Consider the following 17,321-nt stretch of genomic DNA (forward strand, 5'->3'; position numbering starts at 1 on the left):
TGGGCAGTGGTCGCTATCGCGTACTGTACTGCCAGGATGAGCTTTATTGCAACACAAATTGATCTTTATAGAGATCAATTTGTGTTTGTTCTATATCTCGCTTTTTATCCTGGATTTCATTGTCGCCACCAGCGTGAGTGCCTGATTATAGAATTCACTTCGCTGAGTGCTGTTGAGTTCGGATAAGGCCTGAGCCAGGTTATTACGCTGTTCTGCCTCACGTAAAATCCCCTGAATCCCCTCTTTGTGAATCAGTTTAAGCAGCGCTTCTTGTTCGTGTTTGTCGAGTGAATTGAATACCATCATCCAGGCCAACTGTAACGGATCGCTTTGCGCAGAATCCGTTCTATTTGCATGATAAATAGCAGATTCTTCTTGAAGGCTAACTGGCGACTCCTCGCGTTCCTTCCCGGCTAACCACTCAATGGACACGCCTTCCAGCTCGGCAATTTTTGCCGCCACACTGAGAGAGGGCTCCGTTCCGCGAGTGATGTAATTGTTAAGCGTAGAGTAGGAGAGTTGCCAGGCCTTCGCGGCAGCCCGAGTGCTTCGACTGCCAATCAGATAGCGCAGCCTGCCAGCTAAAGAAATCAGTTCATCCTTCTCATCAATGTGCCGCTCTTCATTACTCATTTTTATCCGTCCATCGTCATTGAGCGTTGCGATTGACTCACATAGAGATCAAAAAAGTACGACTAAACTCACATAATTTGTGTTTAGTACTTTTTGTGGACTCAAAAGAGATCAATGCTATTGCCAGCATCATCATATTGAATTCATCCCATGGGGTTAACCCAAGGGGTAACTGCAGAGGGTAATCCAATTATGGTCACAAATGAAGATCGTGCTGACTGGCACAGAGTAGATATTGTTGCGGCCCTCCATAAACAGGGGCTTTCTATTCGTGAACTGTCTGTACGTTCGGGCCTCAAGCCAGACACACTCAAGAATGCGCTTTCACGAGCCTATCCGAAAGCCGAACGCATTATCGCCGATGCGCTGGGCCTTACCCCGGACAAAATCTGGCCCAGCCGTTACCCCAATGCCGGAAACACATCGACAAAAACGCCTTCATTAATCAATTAATTCTCGTCTTACAAGGAGCGTCTTATGACGTAGCGAAACTGTACGCGGTAAAAAGAGTGTCGTATTCAAGGAAATTATAATTTTATTATAAAGAGAAGTCATTATGAGTAATCCCGGGAATAAAATGGGCGTAATGCACCTGACCATATTAACGGCAGTGAACATGCTGGGGTCAGGCATCATTATGTTACCAACAAAGCTTGCCGAAGTAGGAACAATGTCTATATTGTCCTGGCTGGTGACGGCATTTGGGTCACTTGCTCTTGCATGGGCATTTTCTAAATGTGGTTTATTTAGTACGAAAAGTGGCGGAATGGGTGGTTACGCTGAATATGCGTTTGGTAAATCAGGGAACTTTATCGCTAATTACACTTATGCAATAAGTTTATTAATTGCCAATATTGCCATAGCAATCTCTGCTGTAGGTTATGGAACCGTTTTATTCGGAGTTGACCTTACGCCAGTCCAGGTTTGCGTGGCAACCATTGTGGTGCTGTGGATGACCACCGTACTTAATTTCGGTGGGGCGAAAATTACGGGGCAGATTGGTTCCATTACCGTTTGGGGGGTTATTATTCCTGTTGTTGGGTTATGCGTTATTGGTTGGTTCTGGTTTAGTCCATCGCTTTATATTAGCGCCTGGAATCCCAATAACATGGATTTCTTCTCCGCAATATCCACATCAATCTCCATGACGCTGTGGGCATTCCTTGGTCTGGAATCTGCTTGCGCGAATATGGATGCTGTAGAAAACCCGCAGAAGAATGTCCCCATCGCCGTCTTCGGTGGTACGCTGGTTTGCGCGATTATTTATATTTTATCCACTAATGTTATTGCTGGTATTGTCCCTAATATCGATCTGCTGCACTCCACTGCACCGTTTGGTTTGGCCTATGCCTCAATGTTTACGCCCGTTGTTGGAAGCGTTGTGATGTTCCTGATGGCCTTGGCCTGCATTGGGTCGCTGCTGGGCTGGCAGTTTACTGTTGCTCAGGTCTTTAAGTCTTCTGCGGATATCGGTTATTTCCCTCGCGTGTTTTCACGTATAACGGCGAAAGATGCCCCCGTTATTGGCATGATTATCTTAGGGGTTGTGCAGACGCTGTTAGCATTAATGACGATTAGCCCCTCGCTGAATAAACAATTTAACAGCCTGGTTAATCTGGCCGTTGTGACAAATTTGGTGCCTTACGTACTCTCTATGGCAGCATTAATACCGATGCAAAAATTATCCAGTATTCACGGTGGGCAGATGAAAACCAATACGTTTATTGCGCTGCTGGGCACTATCTATAGTTTCTATGCGCTCTACGCATCTGGAGAAGAGGCCATGATGTTAGGTGCGTTAGTCACATTCTCTGGCTGGACATTCTGGGGAATGTTTATTCAGAAAAAGGACGAAGGTTCAGTAACGGCTTATCAGGGATAAAAAATGAACATAATCGCAATTATGAATCACTTTGGTGTTCTGGCAAAAGAAGCGCCTATCGAAGAACTCCATAAAAAGTTACTGGCAGAAAATTATCGTATTATCTATCCAGAAGATGTGGATGATCTTATGGAGTTGGTTGAAAATAACGCGAAGGTTTGTGGCGTTATTTTTGACTGGGATACATGGTCAGTACTCTTGCCGAAGAACATTTCAGGGCTAAATGAGCAACTGCCAATGTATGCGTTTTCAAGTCAACGCAAGCAACTTGATATAGCTGTGGATGATCTCGGTCTTAACCTTCATTTCTTCGAGTATGCCTTTGACGCGGTTGAAGAGATTGCTGCACGTATTCAACGAGGAACTGATGTCTATTTTGACGCGATTCTCCCGCCTTTTACTAAAGCGCTATTTCGCTACGTTGACGAAGGGAAATACACATTTTGTACGCCTGGCCATATGGGCGGAACTGCTTTCCAGCAAAGTCCGGTAGGGAGTCTGTTTTACGACTTCTTTGGCGCAAATACCATGAAGTCGGATATCTCGGTATCCGTCTCTGAACTCGGTTCACTGCTTGACCACTCTGGTCCACATCGCGAGGCAGAGAATTACATCGCCGACGCCTTTAACGCTGACCGTAGCTACATGGTGACAAATGGCACATCGACGGCAAATAAGATTGTGGGCATGTACGCAGCACCAGCGGGAAGCACTATTTTAGTTGACCGTAATTGCCACAAATCGTTGACCCACTTAATGATTATGAGCGATGTCACGCCAATCTATTTCCGTCCAACGCGAAATGCGTGGGGGCTCTTAGGCGGAATTCCCCGCAGTGAGTTTGCGCGAGAAACGATTGAAGCGCGTGTAAGACAAACACAAGGTGCCACCTGGCCTGTGCATGCAGTGATCACCAATTCCACGTATGACGGGCTGCTTTATAACACTGACTACATCAAACAGACGCTGGATGTAAAATCAATCCACTTTGATTCAGCCTGGGTGCCTTATACCAACTTTAGCCCCATCTACAAAGGACTCTGTGGAATGAGCGGCCAGCGCGTACCAGGTAAAGTGATATACGAAACGCAGTCTACGCATAAATTGCTGGCCGCCTTTTCCCAGGCATCGATGATTCATATTAAAGGTGAGGTGGAAGAAGAAACCTTCAACGAAGCGTTTATGATGCATACGTCCACGTCGCCGCATTACGGCATTGTTGCATCCATTGAAACCTCCGCAGCGATGATGAAAGGCAACTCGGGTAAGAGGTTGATGGACAATTCCATCCTTCGGGCTGTTCGCTTCCGTAAGGAGATTAAAAAAATCAAGTCTGCCTCTGATGACTGGTTCTTTGATGTCTGGCAGCCTGAAGGCGAGGCGTTAGCCCCTTGTTGCTGGAATCTCACGCCGGGTGCAGAGTGGCACGGATTTAACAATATCGATGAAGGGCATATGTTCCTTGATCCTATCAAAGTCACTCTGCTAACGCCTGGTATGGATAAGCAGGGCAAAATGGAGGATCAGGGGATTCCGGCATCCATCGTGGCGAAGTATCTCGATCAACATGGCATTATTGTGGAGAAAACCGGCCCCTATAATCTCTTGTTCCTCTTCAGCATTGGTATCAATAAAACCAAAGCGCTGAGCCTGTTGCGGGCGTTGAATGACTTCAAACGTGACTACGATCGTAATGTGTTCGTCAAAGATATGCTGCCTTCCGTTTATGAGCAGCAGCCCACTTTCTACGCTGGTATGCGAATTCAGGAACTTGCAAACGGCATTCATCAATTGATTCGTCAGCATAAGCTGCCGGAACTCATGTTCCGCGCTTTTGAAAACTTACCGACGATGGTGATGAACCCTCATGCGGCTTTCCAGAAAGAGCTGCATGGTGAAATTGAGGAGGTTTATATCGACGAGATGATTGGCCGAGTCAGTGCAAATATGATCCTGCCTTATCCTCCAGGCGTGCCGTTAGTGATGCCCGGTGAGATGCTGACCGAGGAGAACCGTCCTACGCTCGAGTTTATTCAGATGCTCTGTGAAATCGGTGCCTGGTATCCGGGTTTTGAAACAGATATCCACGGCGCTTATCGACAGGCAGATGGGCGTTATACGGTTAAAGTGATTAAGAATGCGCGCTAAGCGCATCTGACAACCTGCCCCTTATCTCTGAGGGGCAGGCAGAAGCATCATGACACACTTTCAGTTATGCATTTTTCTTCTGCGATAAGAGTTAATTATGACCCGTACTTATCGCACCGGTAATGTGAGGCCCTAAACCCATTACAAAATGTTACGTTCTTCCTCATAAACCCGCACAGTCCGCTAAGCTTAGTGTCACGCAGCACAAAAAATGGTCAATGCCAGTGCTGTGGGGGAATGACTCCCTGATTTCACGTAATGCAATATGATGTCTAATCAACTGGAGGTCAGAAATGGCAAATCATCGTGGTGGTTCAGGTAACTTTGCTGAAGACCGGGACAGAGCATCAGAAGCAGGTCGTAAGGGTGGCCAGCACAGCGGCGGTAATTTCAAAAATGACCCGCAGCGCGCCTCCGAAGCAGGTAAAAAGGGAGGGAAAAACAGCCATGGTAGCAACCGCAACAGCTAACCTCTTATAGGGCTGAGTTAATCCGTAGCGAGTGTTTCTACACTCTGTAACCCCCTCCGCCGCCGATGGATTCGGCGGCTTTTTATTTTCACTTCACCGGGTTGAACTGTGACCTTGCTCACTGCACACTGTAAGGCTGTTTGATTTCCGGGCGGCATCATGTCTTTTTTCTCACGCTACGCATTTTCTGTTAAGCCTCAGGAAGCCATCCTGATCCTCATCACCATGTTCTGGGGCGGCACCTTTCTCGCTGTACAGTACGCCGTCACCCTCAGCGGGCCGTTCTTCTTCGTGGGCGTGCGCTTTGCGATGGCAGCGGTTGCCGTTGGGCTGCTTTGCGCCCGCTCACTGCGTGGCCTGACCCGGCTGGAACTGAAAGCGGGCGTCGTGATTGGCATCGCCATTGCGCTGGGCTACAGCCTGCAAACCTGGGGTTTGCAGTCGATTCCCAGCAGTAAATCCGCGTTTATTACCGCCATGTATGTGCCGCTGGTGCCGCTGTTGCAGTGGCTCTGTTTGGGGAGAATGCCGGGGCTGATGTCCTGCGTGGGCATCGTGCTGGCTTTTATCGGCCTGATTTTTCTTGCCGGGCCAAATGGCGATTTGCTGGCGCTCGGGCAGGGCGAGCTGATTACGCTTGCCAGCGCGGTGGCGATTGCGGCTGAAATTATTCTTATCAGCGCCTGGGCAGGGAAAGTGGATGTGCGGCGGGTCACCGTTGTGCAACTGGCGACGGCGTCGATTGTGGCGTTCGCTATGATGGTACCTGCCGGTGAAAGTGTGCCGCCTGTATCGTCTGGCTTGCTGCTCGTGGCGCTGGGGTTGGGCATTTTCAGCGCCATTATTCAGGTGACCATGAACTGGGCGCAGCGTAGCGTGTCGCCGACGCGCGCGACGGTTATCTACACCGGTGAACCAGTATGGGCGGGGATTTTTGGCCGACTGGCGGGAGAGCGCTTACCGGCGCTGGCGCTGCTGGGCGCGGCCTTTATCGTGGTTGGCGTGTTGGTCAGTGAACTGAAGTTTACGCGTAAAAAAAAGTCACAACTGACTACGGAAGCATCACTTAATCACGAGCCGTAAGTATCACTCCTGTGTATGCCTCCCGCTTTTGCTATGCTGTGGAGGCTAATAACAGGAGAGGGCGTATGGCTCAGGACGCAACAAAGAAAAGCGGAAAACGCTCGCAGGCAGTCAGTGCAAAAAAACAAGCCATTCTCTCGGCTGCGCTCAATACTTTTTCCCAGTACGGCATTCATGGCACGCGCCTTGAGCAGGTAGCGGAGCTTGCCGGTGTGTCAAAAACCAATCTGCTTTACTACTATCCGTCGAAAGAGGCGCTTTATGTCGCCGTAATGCGGCAAATTCTGGCTATCTGGCTGGCGCCGTTGAAAGCGTTTCGCGAAGATCTCGCCCCGCTGGTGGCGATTAGAGAGTACATCAGGCTGAAACTGGAGGTTTCGCGTGATTATCCGCAGGCCTCGCGACTGTTCTGCCTTGAAATGCTGCAAGGCGCGCCGTTGCTGATGAACGAACTGACCGGCGATCTTAAAGCGCTGGTCGAGGCTAAATCCGCGATTATCGCCGCGTGGGTGAATGCGGGAAAACTTGCGCCGGTTGACCCGCATCACCTCATTTTTATGATTTGGGCGACAACCCAGCACTATGCGGATTTCGCCACCCAGGTGGAAGCGGTTACGGGCGCGACATTGCAGGATGAAGCCTTCTTTCAGCGCACGGTCGACAATGTGCAGCAGATGATTATCGAAGGCATTCGCGTACGTTAATTGGCATTCGCTGGCGGCAGCGGGCAGCTCAGGTCACCCTCTTCGCATTGTAAAAGGGAAGAGAGAAAGGCTTCGCGCTCGGCGGTTTTATCCGTCAGACATTGGTTGCGCACCATTGGCTGAACGCTACCGCCCTCGCTGCTGGAGCTGAGCAGTTCGCAATCGGCATCACGGGAAGCAATCCATGCGAGCTGCGCTTTTTTCAGCTGTTCACGCTGCGGTTCCTGTGCCCGCTTTTGTGCCGCCAGATACGTCTCGTTTAACTTTTTGTCCGCCGCCTGATACTGAGCAGCAGTGCATTGATTCAGGTCGCTCTGAGTGCTGGCGTCTTTGCATTCATCCGCCAGCGCCAGGCCGCTTGCCATCAGGGTGATCATCGCCAGCAAGGTACGTTTCATCTGTTCACTCCCTTAAAAAAGATGCCGTTGAATATAGTATGAATCGTGGTCCATGTGAAAGAGGCGTTAATGCTTTGCACTCACAATTATCTCCTCCAACCAGCGTTCGCTTTTCTGATTTTTGACCCTGCCGTAGACCGCGCCAATAAAGATGGTTAATCATCATCTACTGCTATTTAAACAATGTTCAATAACAGGGATGGCGGACGATGTCAGGCGGAGAAAATACCTTCAGGCTTGGGCTTTATACATTGGCCTGGCCGATATTTATCGAACAGTTGCTGCGATTGCTGATGAACTACGTCAGCGTGTTTATGCTGGGGCATTATTCAGATGAAGCGGTGGCGGCGACCGGTGTCGCCAGTCAGATTCTGGCTATCTCGGTTATCTTTTACGGTTTTTTGACCGTGGGTGTGCAGATTGTTGTCGCGCAGCTTATCGGCGCGAAAAAGTTTCACCGCGTGGAGTACGTCATTACCAACGGGCTGGTGGTGGCGTTTATCATCGGTGTGGCGATGAGTTTTATCTTCATTTTTCTGGGGGAAGGGTTCCTGCGTGCATTGGGGCTGAGCGAACGCCTGGTCAGCGTTGGTGCGCCCTTTATCCAAATCATTGGCGGCAGCTCGGTGATTATTGCGCTTTACTCCTCGATGCTGCCTATTTTACGTACCCACGGTTACGTGCGTCAGGCGATGGTTGTGCCCATCACCGTGAGCGTGGTTAACGTGATCCTCAACTATATGTTCCTCTATGGGCCGCTTCATTTTCTGGACATGGGTGTGACCGGCGTCGGCATTGCCAGCAGTTTTGCCAATATGGTTGGGATGGCGCTGAGCGTCTGGCTGCTGAATAAATACATTGGCTATCGTTTCCGCTGGCAGAAACTGAAACAGTGCTCGCGCAAAATGCTGCGTTCTATTTTGCAATACGGTCTGCCTTCCGCCGGAGAGAACTTGTCCTATGCGGGGTCGCAACTGGTGGTGACCGCCATAATCGCACTGTTGGGCACCGAAGCGCTGACCACCAAAATTTACGCCTCCAGCATAAGCCAGTTTGTGGCGCTGTTTGCCATGTCGATAGGCCAGGCCTCGCAAATCATTATTGGCCGGGCGATTGGCGCACGGGAACTGGATACCGCCTATCGTCAGGGGATACGCAGTTGGCGAATTGGTTTGCTGATTGCCTTGCTGGTGAGTGCGCTGCTGGCAACGTTCGCAAGGCCAATTATGGCGCTGTTTACGCCCAGTGAAACGATTATTGAAATGGCTCGGGTGCTGTTTATGTACTCTATTTTGCTGGAGCTGGGGCGGGCCACCAATATCATTGTGATCAGCTCGTTAAACGCGACCGGGGATGTGCGTTTCCCGTTTATCTGCGGGATTATTGTGATGTGGATTGTTAGCCTGCCGTTCTCGTACGTGCTCGGTATTTCCGCCGGCCTGGGGCTGGTGGGGGTATGGCTGGCATACATTATTGATGAGGGCGTGAGGGCCGCGTTGATGTACCGACGCTGGCAGAGCCGAATCTGGACGACGAAATCGCTGTTTTAATCATCGGCGAACCGGGGTTAATAATGTATTAATAAGCCATTATTAACCCCGCTTTCTGCATTGGTTCGGTAAACTCAGCGCCTGTTTTTTACCCGGTTTTGCTTGTTATGTCTTCGTTATCTCTCCCCGGATTTCTGCGCCCGGGTCTGTTTTCGCTATGTGTATTGCTTCCTGCTATGTCACTTGCTGCTACACCGCACACCGCCTTCAGCTACGCCGCCCGCCAGCGGATGCAAAACCGTGCGCGGGTACTCAAACGGTACCAGGCTCATCTGAAAAAACAGGCCAGCTACATTGTGGAAGGCGATGCACAAAGCAGAAGGGCGCTACGCCAGCACAACCGTGAACAGATAAAACAGCACCCCGAATGGTTCCCTGGCCCGCTGAAGCTGAGTGATAAACAGTGGCAAACGCTGGCGGAGAATAACCACTTCTTAAGCAGCGACCATCTGCACAATATTACCGAAGTGGCGATTCACCGTCTGGAGCAGCAGCTTGGTAAGCCTTACGTCTGGGGCGGCACGCGGCCTGATAAAGGCTTCGACTGTAGCGGGTTAGTTTTTTATGCCTACAACAAGATCCTTGAGGCGAAGCTCCCGCGCACGGCTAATGAGATGTATCACTACCATCGGGCAACGATTGTGGCGAACAACGACCTGCGCCGGGGAGATTTGCTGTTTTTCCATATCCACAGCCGCGAAATTGCCGACCATATGGGCGTGTATCTGGGCGATGGGCAATTTATCGAGTCGCCACGTACCGGTGAAACCATTCGGATAAGTCGGTTAGCCGAACCTTTCTGGCAGGACCATTTTTTGGGCGCGCGGCGGATTTTGACGGAAGAGACAATTTTGTAGGGCGGATAAGGCGTTCACGCCGCATCCGGCAATTGTGCGCTGATGCCGGATGCGCTTACGCTTATCCGGCCTACGAATCTGTGTATTTTTGCGAGCCGCTTTCCCGTTATTCTATTACCTCATTGCCGACCTTTCCTTTTCTTCTTACCGTTGAGAAAAAGGAGTCGCCATGTCTGAATATCGTCGTTATTACATCAAAGGGGGAACCTGGTTTTTCACGGTAAATTTACGCAATCGTCGAAGCCAGCTTTTGACCGCTCAGTTCCAGATGCTCCGTAAAGTCATTATTAACGTTAAGCGAGCCAGACCTTTTGAAATTAACGCCTGGGTAGTTTTGCCGGAACATATGCACTGTATCTGGACATTACCCGAAAGCGATGATGATTTTTCCTCTCGCTGGCGGGAGATTAAAAAACAGTTCACCCATGCTTGTGGATTGCAAAATATCTGGCAGCCGCGTTTTTGGGAGCACGCCATCCGCAATACCAAAGACTATCGCCATCATGTTGATTATATTTATATAAATTCAGTGAAACATGGCTGGGTAAAGCAGGTGAGTGATTGGCCATTCTCAACGTTCCATCGCGATGTCGCGAAAGGTTTATACCCCATCGATTGGGCGGGGGACGTAACGGATTTTAGTGCCGGGGAGCGTATCATTTTATAATTGTGCGCAGATGCCGGATGCGCTTACGCTTATCCGGCCTACAAATCTGTGCTTTAACGGTAGGCCGGATAAGGCGTTTACGCCGCATCCGGCGGTTGTGCGCTGGTGCCGGATGCGCTTACGCTTATCCGGCCTACGAATCGTGCCTTAACGGTAGGCCGGATAAGGCGTTCACGCCGCATCCGGCAATTGTGCGCCAGTGCCGGATACCTACATCAATGCCCCCATAATCTTCAACTCCAGCTCATCCGGCACTTCGTTATACGACAGCACATGCAGACCCGGCGCAAACAACCTTGCATAGCGCGCCAGCAAAGGGCGCAGCTGCGGCGGCACCAGCAGCACAGGGTCTTTCCCCGCCGCTTTCATCTGCTCTTTTACCTGCGGCATCGTGCTCTGGAACTGGTTGAGCATATTCGGGTCCACCGGTACGCTGTCGAGCATCACTTTACCGCCCTGTTGCGCCTGATTCACTACGTTGGTCAGCAGATTTTCCAGCTCATTATTCAGTGTATACACCGCCAGTTCCTGCTTGCGAACGAACGGATGGGTAATGCTGCGCCGCAGTGCCAGGCGCACATCGGCCGCCAGCAGAATATGATCTTTGGTGACGGTGCTACTGGCGACCAGCACGGTGGCGATGGTGACGATATCGCGCAGGGAAACGCCTTCGGTCAGCAGCGCGCGGTACACTTTCAGCAACTGGCTGTAATTCAGCGCCGCGCTCAAATCTTCCGCCAGGCGCGGTGCCATCGATGACAGGCGATTGTGTAACTGCGTGATGTCATCATAGTTAAACAAATCAGGAATATAGATGCGCACAATCTTGTTCACATGCGTGGCAATCACGCTGGCGCTGTCGATCACCTGATACCCCATATTCAGCGCCTTCGCCTTCTGCGCGGGCTGGATCCAGGTCACCGGCATCCCGTACGCCGGGTCGTTCCCCAGCACGCCGTCAATCTCGCCGTAGGTTTCGCTGGAGGGCAGCGCCATCAGTTTATCCGCCGGAATATCCGCTTCATCAGCCTTAATGCCGTTGATGAAAATGGCGTACTGGCTCGGCTTGAGGCGGAAGTTTTCCCGAATGCGGATCTCCGGCAGCAGCACGCCGTTGCCGTCAGAAATCACCTGCCGCACGCCGCGAATCCGCTGGGTGAGCGGGTTGCCCTGCGCTTTGTCCACCAGCGCCACCAGTTTGTAGCCGAGGCTTAAGCTGATGGGCTCGATCAGCGGAATGGTTTCCCAACTGACCTGTTGCTCGCTGGTTTCAGTGATGGTGCGGGTCAGCGTTTCGAGGCTTTTCTCTTCCGCCTCCGCCGCCTGCGGCTGTTTGCTCATCCGCCAGCCGGTAAAACCCAGCAGGGCGCTGAACAGCAAAAAAGGCAGGTGCGGCATCCCCGGCACCACCGCCAGCACAAACATGATACCGGTGGCGGTGTAGAGCACAGACGGGCTTGCCAGCAGTTGGTGGCGCACGTCATGGGCAATATCGCCGTTATCGCTGACGCGGGTGACGATAATCGCTGCCGCCGTGGAGAGTAGCAGGGACGGGATCTGCGCCACCAGCCCGTCGCCGATGGTCATCAGCACATATTGCTGGAAGGCGGCATCGGCGCTCAGGTTGTATTTGAAGATCCCGATACAGACGCCGCCGATCAGGTTGATCGCCAGAATCATCATCCCGGCGATGGCGTCCCCGCGCACAAACTTCGATGCCCCGTCCATCGCGCCGTAGAAATCGGCCTCGCTGGCAACATCTTTACGCCGGGTTTGCGCCTGTGCCTGGTTGATCAATCCGGCGTTAAGATCGGCGTCAATCGCCATCTGTTTGCCGGGCATCGCGTCCAGGGTAAAGCGGGCAGAAACCTCGGAAATACGCTCGGCCCCTTTGGTGACGACGATAAAGTTGATTGTTAACAGCGTGAGTAAAACCGAGCGTGAAAGCATTATCGCCGCGCTGCACGGGCAGTCGATTTTTAACGGTGGCGGGCTGTCTCCGTTAAATAAAATCAGCCCGACCCGCCCGCCGAAACCTGCCACCGTAGCGGTGCCGGAAGAGACGGAGAAAAAAGCGCGCGATGTGAATGAGAAAACAGCGCTGCTGAAGAAGAAATCCGCCACTGAGCTTGGCGAACTGGCAACCGATATCAACACCATCGCCCGTGATGCACATATGGAAGCGAATCTGGAGATGGAGATTGTCCCGCAGGGATTGCGCGTGCTGATTAAAGACGACCAGAACCGCAATATGTTTGAGCGCGGCAGCGCGAAGATTATGCCGTTCTTCAAAACGCTGCTGGTGGAACTCGCGCCGGTATTCGACTCGCTCGATAACAAAATTATTATTACCGGGCATACCGATGCGATGGCCTACAAAAGCAATATCTACAACAACTGGAACCTTTCGGGCGACCGCGCGCTTTCGGCTCGTCGCGTGCTGGAAGAGGCCGGAATGCCGGAAGATAAAGTGATGCAGGTGAGCGCGATGGCGGACCAGATGCTGCTGGATGCGAAAAATCCGCAAAGCGCGGGCAACCGGCGCATCGAGATTATGGTGCTGACCAAAAGCGCGTCCGATACGCTATATCAATATTTTGGTCAGCATGGGGATAAAGTGGTGCAGCCGCTGGTGAAAAAGCTGGAACAACGAGGCCGGTAGGCGAATTGCCCGGAGGCGCTACGCTTACCGGGCCTACATTTCTGATGCCCGGCCGGTAGGCCGGATAAGGCGTTTACGCCGCATCCGGCATCTGCGCGGTTTAACCGATCGTCATCAGACTCGCATTCCCACCCGCAGCCGCAGTGTTCACACTCAGCGAACGTTCGTGATACAGGCGTTCCAGCAGCAGATTCGTTTCGCCGCGTGCGAAGCCCTGCACTGAAACAATCGCGCCGTCGCGGGCCGCCACCTGTTCACACAGTTTACGCAGCTGATCGGAATCGCCGTGGTAAATCACCGCATCGAAGAACTGGCTCATGAGGACATCCGCTTTGGCGAAGCGGATACGCTCGCTCACCTCTTTCGGCAGCTTTTTCGCCAGTTCGCGCTGGAGTGGGGCGTCCGGCCACAGCACTTCGCTACCGACGGCCATGACGGCCGCCAGTTGGGTCAGCGCATCCTGTTCGCCATCAGCGACGCAGAGTACACGTTCGCGCGGCATCAGCGTCCAGGTGTTGCGTTCGCCGGTCGGGCCCGGCAGTACGCGCTGGGTTCCGGCTTGCGCCAGTTCGCCATACTGTTGGCAGAGCGCGCTCAGCGAGGCATTACCGTTGCCCCAGTTTTTCAGCGCGGTAAGCGGTTTTTCCAGCAGCGCTTTCAACTGTGCGTCCACCGGGTATTCCGCGTCCTGACGTGCAAGCGTTTTGCCCAACGCTGTTTCCGGGCGGCTGGTCAGCAGGCGATAGAGATAGAGCGGGCCGCCCGCTTTCGGACCGGTGCCGGATAATCCTTCGCCGCCGAATGGCTGCACGCCCACCACTGCGCCGACCATGTTGCGGTTGACATACAGGTTGCCGACTTTCGCGCTACCCGTGACCTGAGCGATGGTTTCGTCGATACGCGTATGCACGCCCAGCGTCAAACCGTAGCCAGAGGTGTTAATTTGCTCAATCAGTTTGTCCAGATTATTGCGGTTGTAACGCACTACGTGCAGTACCGGGCCGAACACTTCTTTCTTCAGTTCATCAAAACTTTCCAGCTCGATAAGCGTCGGGGCAACAAAGGTACCGGACTGCCATTCGCGCGCGTCGTCGCTGTTTTCGCGTGCAGCCTGGAAGACGGTGCGGCCTTTGGCGCGCATCGCCTGAATGTGGCGTTCGATATTGGTTTTGGCTTCGTCATCAATCACCGGGCCGATGTCAGTGGTCAGACGGCCTGGGTTGCCCATGCGGCATTCACCCATCGCACCGCGCAACATGGTGAGGGTGTGATCGGCAATATCGTCCTGCAGGCAGAGTACGCGCAGGGCGGAGCAGCGCTGGCCTGCGCTATCAAAGGCGGAGGCGACGACATCCACCACAACCTGCTCGGTGAGCGCGGAAGAATCGACGATCATCGCGTTCATCCCACCCGTTTCGGCGATAAGCGGCGTCGGGCGACCTTGAGCATCAAGACGCGTCGCAATGTTACGTTGCAGCAGGGTAGCGACTTCCGTCGAGCCGGTGAACATCACACCACGTACGCGGTTGTCGGAGGTAAGTTGCGCGCCCACGGTTTCGCCTCGGCCCGGTAACAGTTGCACCACGCCTGGCGGTACGCCTGCTTCCAGCAGAATGGCAATCCCCTGTGCGGCAATCAGCGGTGTTTGCTCGGCAGGTTTCGCCAGCACGCTGTTACCTGCGGCGAGGGCGGCGGCAATTTGCCCGGTAAAGATGGCCAGCGGGAAGTTCCACGGGCTGATACACACCACCGGGCCCAGCGGGCGGTGAGTTTCGTTGTCGAAATCGTGACGAACCTGGCCGGCGTAATAGTGCAGGAAATCGACCGCTTCACGTACTTCGGCAATCGCGTTGCTGAAGGTTTTCCCGGCTTCGCGCACCAGAATGCCAATTAACTGCTGCATCTGGCCTTCCATCAGGATGGCTGCGCGTTCCAGAATCGCGGCACGTTCCTGCGGTGGGGTGGCAAACCAGATTGGCGCATTGTTCACCGCGCTGGTCAGCGCCTGTTCGACTTCGCTTTCGCTGGCTTCACGTACATAGCCAACGATATCTTTCGGCTCTGCCGGGTTAAGCAGCGGCGTCATTTCGCCTTCAGCAACCGGATGATCCAGCATCGGCAGGGCACGCCATTTTTGCAGCGCGCTGTTCAGCAGCGAGGAAGAGAGCGAGGCCAGACGATGTTCGTTAGCGAGATCGAGACCCGCAGAGTTGGCGCGGTCTTTGCCGTACAGATCGCGCGGCAGGGCGATTTTCGGATGCGGCAGGCCAGCTGCACCTTCCTGAATGGCCATTTTTTCAACGGCTTCAACCGGATCGGCCACCAGTTCATCGAGTGGCAGGGTGGTATCCGCGATACGGTTAACGAAGGAGGTGTTCGCACCGTTTTCCAGCAGACGGCGCACCAGATACGCCAGCAGCGTTTCATGCGTACCCACCGGGGCGTAAATACGGCACGGACGGTTTAACTTGCCATCAGCGACTTTGCCTACAACTTGTTCATACAGCGGTTCACCCATACCGTGCAGGCACTGGAACTCATACTGACCCGGATAGTAGTTCTGCCCGGCCAGTTGATAAATGGCTGCCAGGGTGTGGGCGTTATGGGTGGCGAACTGCGGGTAAATCAGGTTTGGCACGCCAAGCAGTTTCTTCGCGCAGGCGAGGTAAGAGACGTCGGTGTACACCTTGCGGGTATAAACCGGGTAACCTTCCAGGCCGTCCATTTGTGCGCGCTTGATTTCGCTATCCCAGTACGCGCCTTTCACCAGACGGATCATCAGGCGGCGACGGCTACGGGTGGCGAGGTCAATCAGATAATCAATGACGAACGGGCAGCGTTTCTGATACGCCTGAATAACAAAACCAATCCCGTTCCAGCCCGCCAGTTCTGGCTCGAAGCACAGTTTTTCCAGCAGGTCGAGGGAGATCTCCAGACGGTCAGCTTCTTCAGCGTCGATGTTAATGCCGATATCGTACTGGCGCGCCAGCAACGTCAGCGATTTCAGGCGCGGATAGAGTTCGTCCATGACGCGGTCATACTGCGCACGGCTGTAGCGCGGGTGCAGGGCGGAAAGTTTAATTGAGATGCCCGGGCCTTCATAAATGCCACGCCCGTTAGAGGCTTTACCAATCGCATGGATCGCCTGTTGATAAGAGACCATATAGGCCTGCGCATCGGCGGCGGTCAGGGCGGCTTCGCCCAGCATGTCGTAAGAGTAGCGGAAACCTTTCTCTTCCAGTTTACGTGCATTGGCCAGCGCTTCGGCGATGGTTTCGCCGGTGACGAACTGTTCGCCCATCAGGCGCATCGCCATATCCACGCCTTTGCGGATCAGCGGTTCACCGCTTTTGCCGATAATGCGGTTGAGTGAGCGAGAAAGGCTGGCTTCATTGTGTGTGGAGACCAGTTTACCGGTAAACAGCAGGCCCCAGGTCGCCGCGTTGACAAACAGCGACGGGCTGCGGCCAATGTGTGATTGCCAGTTGCCGTTGCTGATTTTGTCGCGGATCAGCGCATCACGCGTGGCTTTATCCGGGATACGCAATAGCGCTTCGGCCAGGCACATCAGCGCTACGCCTTCCTGAGAGGAAAGCGAAAACTCCTGCAACAGGCTTTGTACCATGCCTGCACGTCCGCTGGCGGTTTTCTGATTACGCAGTTTTTCTGCCAGTTTCCAGGCCAGTTGATGGGCCTGAGCGGCGATGTTTTCCGGCAGACGAGCCTGCTCCATTAACATGGGAACCGCATCGGTTTCACTGCGACGATAAGCGGCGGTGATGGCAGCACGACTCACGGACTGCGGCAGGATCTGTTCGGCGAATTCGAGGAACGGCTGGTGCGGCTCTTCCTGGGCGGTGATGATTTCATCGCTCTCATTGGCGGCCCCGGCGAGCAGTGCCGGTAATTCCGGCAATACTTCATCGTTTTCCAGTTTTTCCAGGTAATTAAAGATTGCCTGCTTTATTAACCAGTGTGGGGTGCGATCAATTCGCGTGGCCGCACTTTTAATTCGCTCGCGCGTGGCTTCATCCAGCTTAACACCCATGGTGGTGGTGCCCATGCCATCTACTCCTGTTGTTTTGTCGTCATATTTTCGGCGTAGCAAGAATATCTACTATGTTGCAACTTTGTGCAACCGTGTTAAATGTGACATCAATTGCAACCTGAGAAATGAATTTATTGTTAAAAGAAAAACTGATGGTATGGAATGTAACCGATGTATCTGAAAGCTTGATTTTGAGGGCTAGTTAACAGTTCTAAATGG

General features: G+C 53.0%; 13 protein-coding genes and 1 pseudogene. 10 read left to right on the forward strand and 4 right to left on the reverse strand.

What is annotated here, in order from left to right; all coding sequences use genetic code 11:
• Nucleotides 1-90 precede the first annotated feature (90 nt).
• Entirely contained in the window at nucleotides 91-633 is a 543-nt protein-coding gene (locus AC1MKH_RS09495; protein ID WP_276220261.1) for a helix-turn-helix domain-containing protein, read from the reverse strand.
• Between the two features lie 192 nt (nucleotides 634-825).
• Here AC1MKH_RS09495 and AC1MKH_RS09500 point away from each other — a divergent pair, with 192 nt between their 5' ends.
• From AC1MKH_RS09500 to rutR, 6 genes are all read left to right on the forward strand, one after another.
• The gene (locus tag AC1MKH_RS09500; RefSeq protein WP_276220260.1) at nucleotides 826-1,086 is read left to right on the forward strand and encodes a helix-turn-helix domain-containing protein; all 261 of its coding nucleotides are present in this window, start codon (nucleotides 826-828) and stop codon (nucleotides 1,084-1,086) included.
• 103 nt (nucleotides 1,087-1,189) lie between these two features.
• Complete coding sequence (potE, locus tag AC1MKH_RS09505) at nucleotides 1,190-2,515, forward strand: putrescine-ornithine antiporter (RefSeq protein WP_276220259.1); 1,326 nt, start codon at nucleotides 1,190-1,192, stop codon at nucleotides 2,513-2,515.
• 3 nt (nucleotides 2,516-2,518) lie between these two features.
• Nucleotides 2,519-4,663, forward strand: a complete 2,145-nt coding sequence (gene cadA / locus AC1MKH_RS09510) for a lysine decarboxylase (protein WP_276220258.1) — start codon at nucleotides 2,519-2,521, stop codon at nucleotides 4,661-4,663.
• Nucleotides 4,664-4,956: 293 nt separating this feature from the next.
• Nucleotides 4,957-5,133 carry a con-10 family general stress protein gene (locus AC1MKH_RS09515; RefSeq protein ID WP_015964929.1) on the forward strand — a complete coding sequence of 59 codons (177 nt, stop codon included), beginning with the start codon at nucleotides 4,957-4,959 and terminating at the stop codon, nucleotides 5,131-5,133.
• A gap of 159 nt (nucleotides 5,134-5,292) precedes the next feature.
• Nucleotides 5,293-6,216, forward strand: coding sequence for a DMT family transporter (locus AC1MKH_RS09520; protein ID WP_276220257.1), 924 nt, complete (start codon nucleotides 5,293-5,295; stop codon nucleotides 6,214-6,216).
• A gap of 65 nt (nucleotides 6,217-6,281) precedes the next feature.
• Nucleotides 6,282-6,920, forward strand: a complete 639-nt coding sequence (gene rutR / locus AC1MKH_RS09525) for an HTH-type transcriptional regulator RutR (protein ID WP_015964927.1) — start codon at nucleotides 6,282-6,284, stop codon at nucleotides 6,918-6,920.
• Here rutR and AC1MKH_RS09530 read toward each other — a convergent pair.
• Nucleotides 6,917-7,318: a lysozyme inhibitor LprI family protein gene (locus AC1MKH_RS09530; protein ID WP_276220256.1), complete on the reverse strand. Its 402-nt coding sequence runs from the start codon at nucleotides 7,316-7,318 to the stop codon at nucleotides 6,917-6,919. The genes rutR and AC1MKH_RS09530 overlap by 4 nt on opposite strands.
• A 209-nt stretch (nucleotides 7,319-7,527) precedes the next feature.
• Here AC1MKH_RS09530 and AC1MKH_RS09535 point away from each other — a divergent pair, with 209 nt between their 5' ends.
• The 3 genes from AC1MKH_RS09535 (at nucleotide 7,528) to AC1MKH_RS09545 (ending at nucleotide 10,392) form a co-directional block, all read left to right on the forward strand.
• Complete coding sequence (locus tag AC1MKH_RS09535; protein ID WP_276220255.1) at nucleotides 7,528-8,868, forward strand: MATE family efflux transporter; 1,341 nt, start codon at nucleotides 7,528-7,530, stop codon at nucleotides 8,866-8,868.
• Between the two features lie 107 nt (nucleotides 8,869-8,975).
• The gene (locus tag AC1MKH_RS09540; RefSeq protein ID WP_276220254.1) at nucleotides 8,976-9,725 is read left to right on the forward strand and encodes a C40 family peptidase; all 750 of its coding nucleotides are present in this window, start codon (nucleotides 8,976-8,978) and stop codon (nucleotides 9,723-9,725) included.
• A gap of 169 nt (nucleotides 9,726-9,894) precedes the next feature.
• Entirely contained in the window at nucleotides 9,895-10,392 is a 498-nt protein-coding gene (locus tag AC1MKH_RS09545; protein ID WP_276220253.1) for an REP-associated tyrosine transposase, read from the forward strand.
• 210 nt (nucleotides 10,393-10,602) lie between these two features.
• On the opposite strand, the pseudogene AC1MKH_RS09550 reads toward AC1MKH_RS09545, so the two are convergent.
• Nucleotides 10,603-12,315 (reverse strand): annotated as a pseudogene (locus AC1MKH_RS09550) (flagellar biosynthesis protein FlhA); the annotation flags it as partial.
• On the opposite strand from AC1MKH_RS09550, the gene lafU reads away from it, so the two are divergent.
• Entirely contained in the window at nucleotides 12,287-13,054 is a 768-nt protein-coding gene (lafU, locus tag AC1MKH_RS09555; protein WP_276220252.1) for a putative lateral flagellar export/assembly protein LafU, read from the forward strand. The pseudogene AC1MKH_RS09550 and the gene lafU overlap by 29 nt on opposite strands.
• Nucleotides 13,055-13,154: 100 nt before the next feature.
• On the opposite strand, the gene putA is transcribed toward lafU, so the two are convergent.
• Complete coding sequence (putA, locus tag AC1MKH_RS09560) at nucleotides 13,155-17,117, reverse strand: trifunctional transcriptional regulator/proline dehydrogenase/L-glutamate gamma-semialdehyde dehydrogenase (protein ID WP_276220251.1); 3,963 nt, start codon at nucleotides 17,115-17,117, stop codon at nucleotides 13,155-13,157.
• Nucleotides 17,118-17,321 lie beyond the last annotated feature (204 nt).

The sequence above is a fragment of the Pseudocitrobacter sp. CD920760 genome (assembly GCF_057782505.1).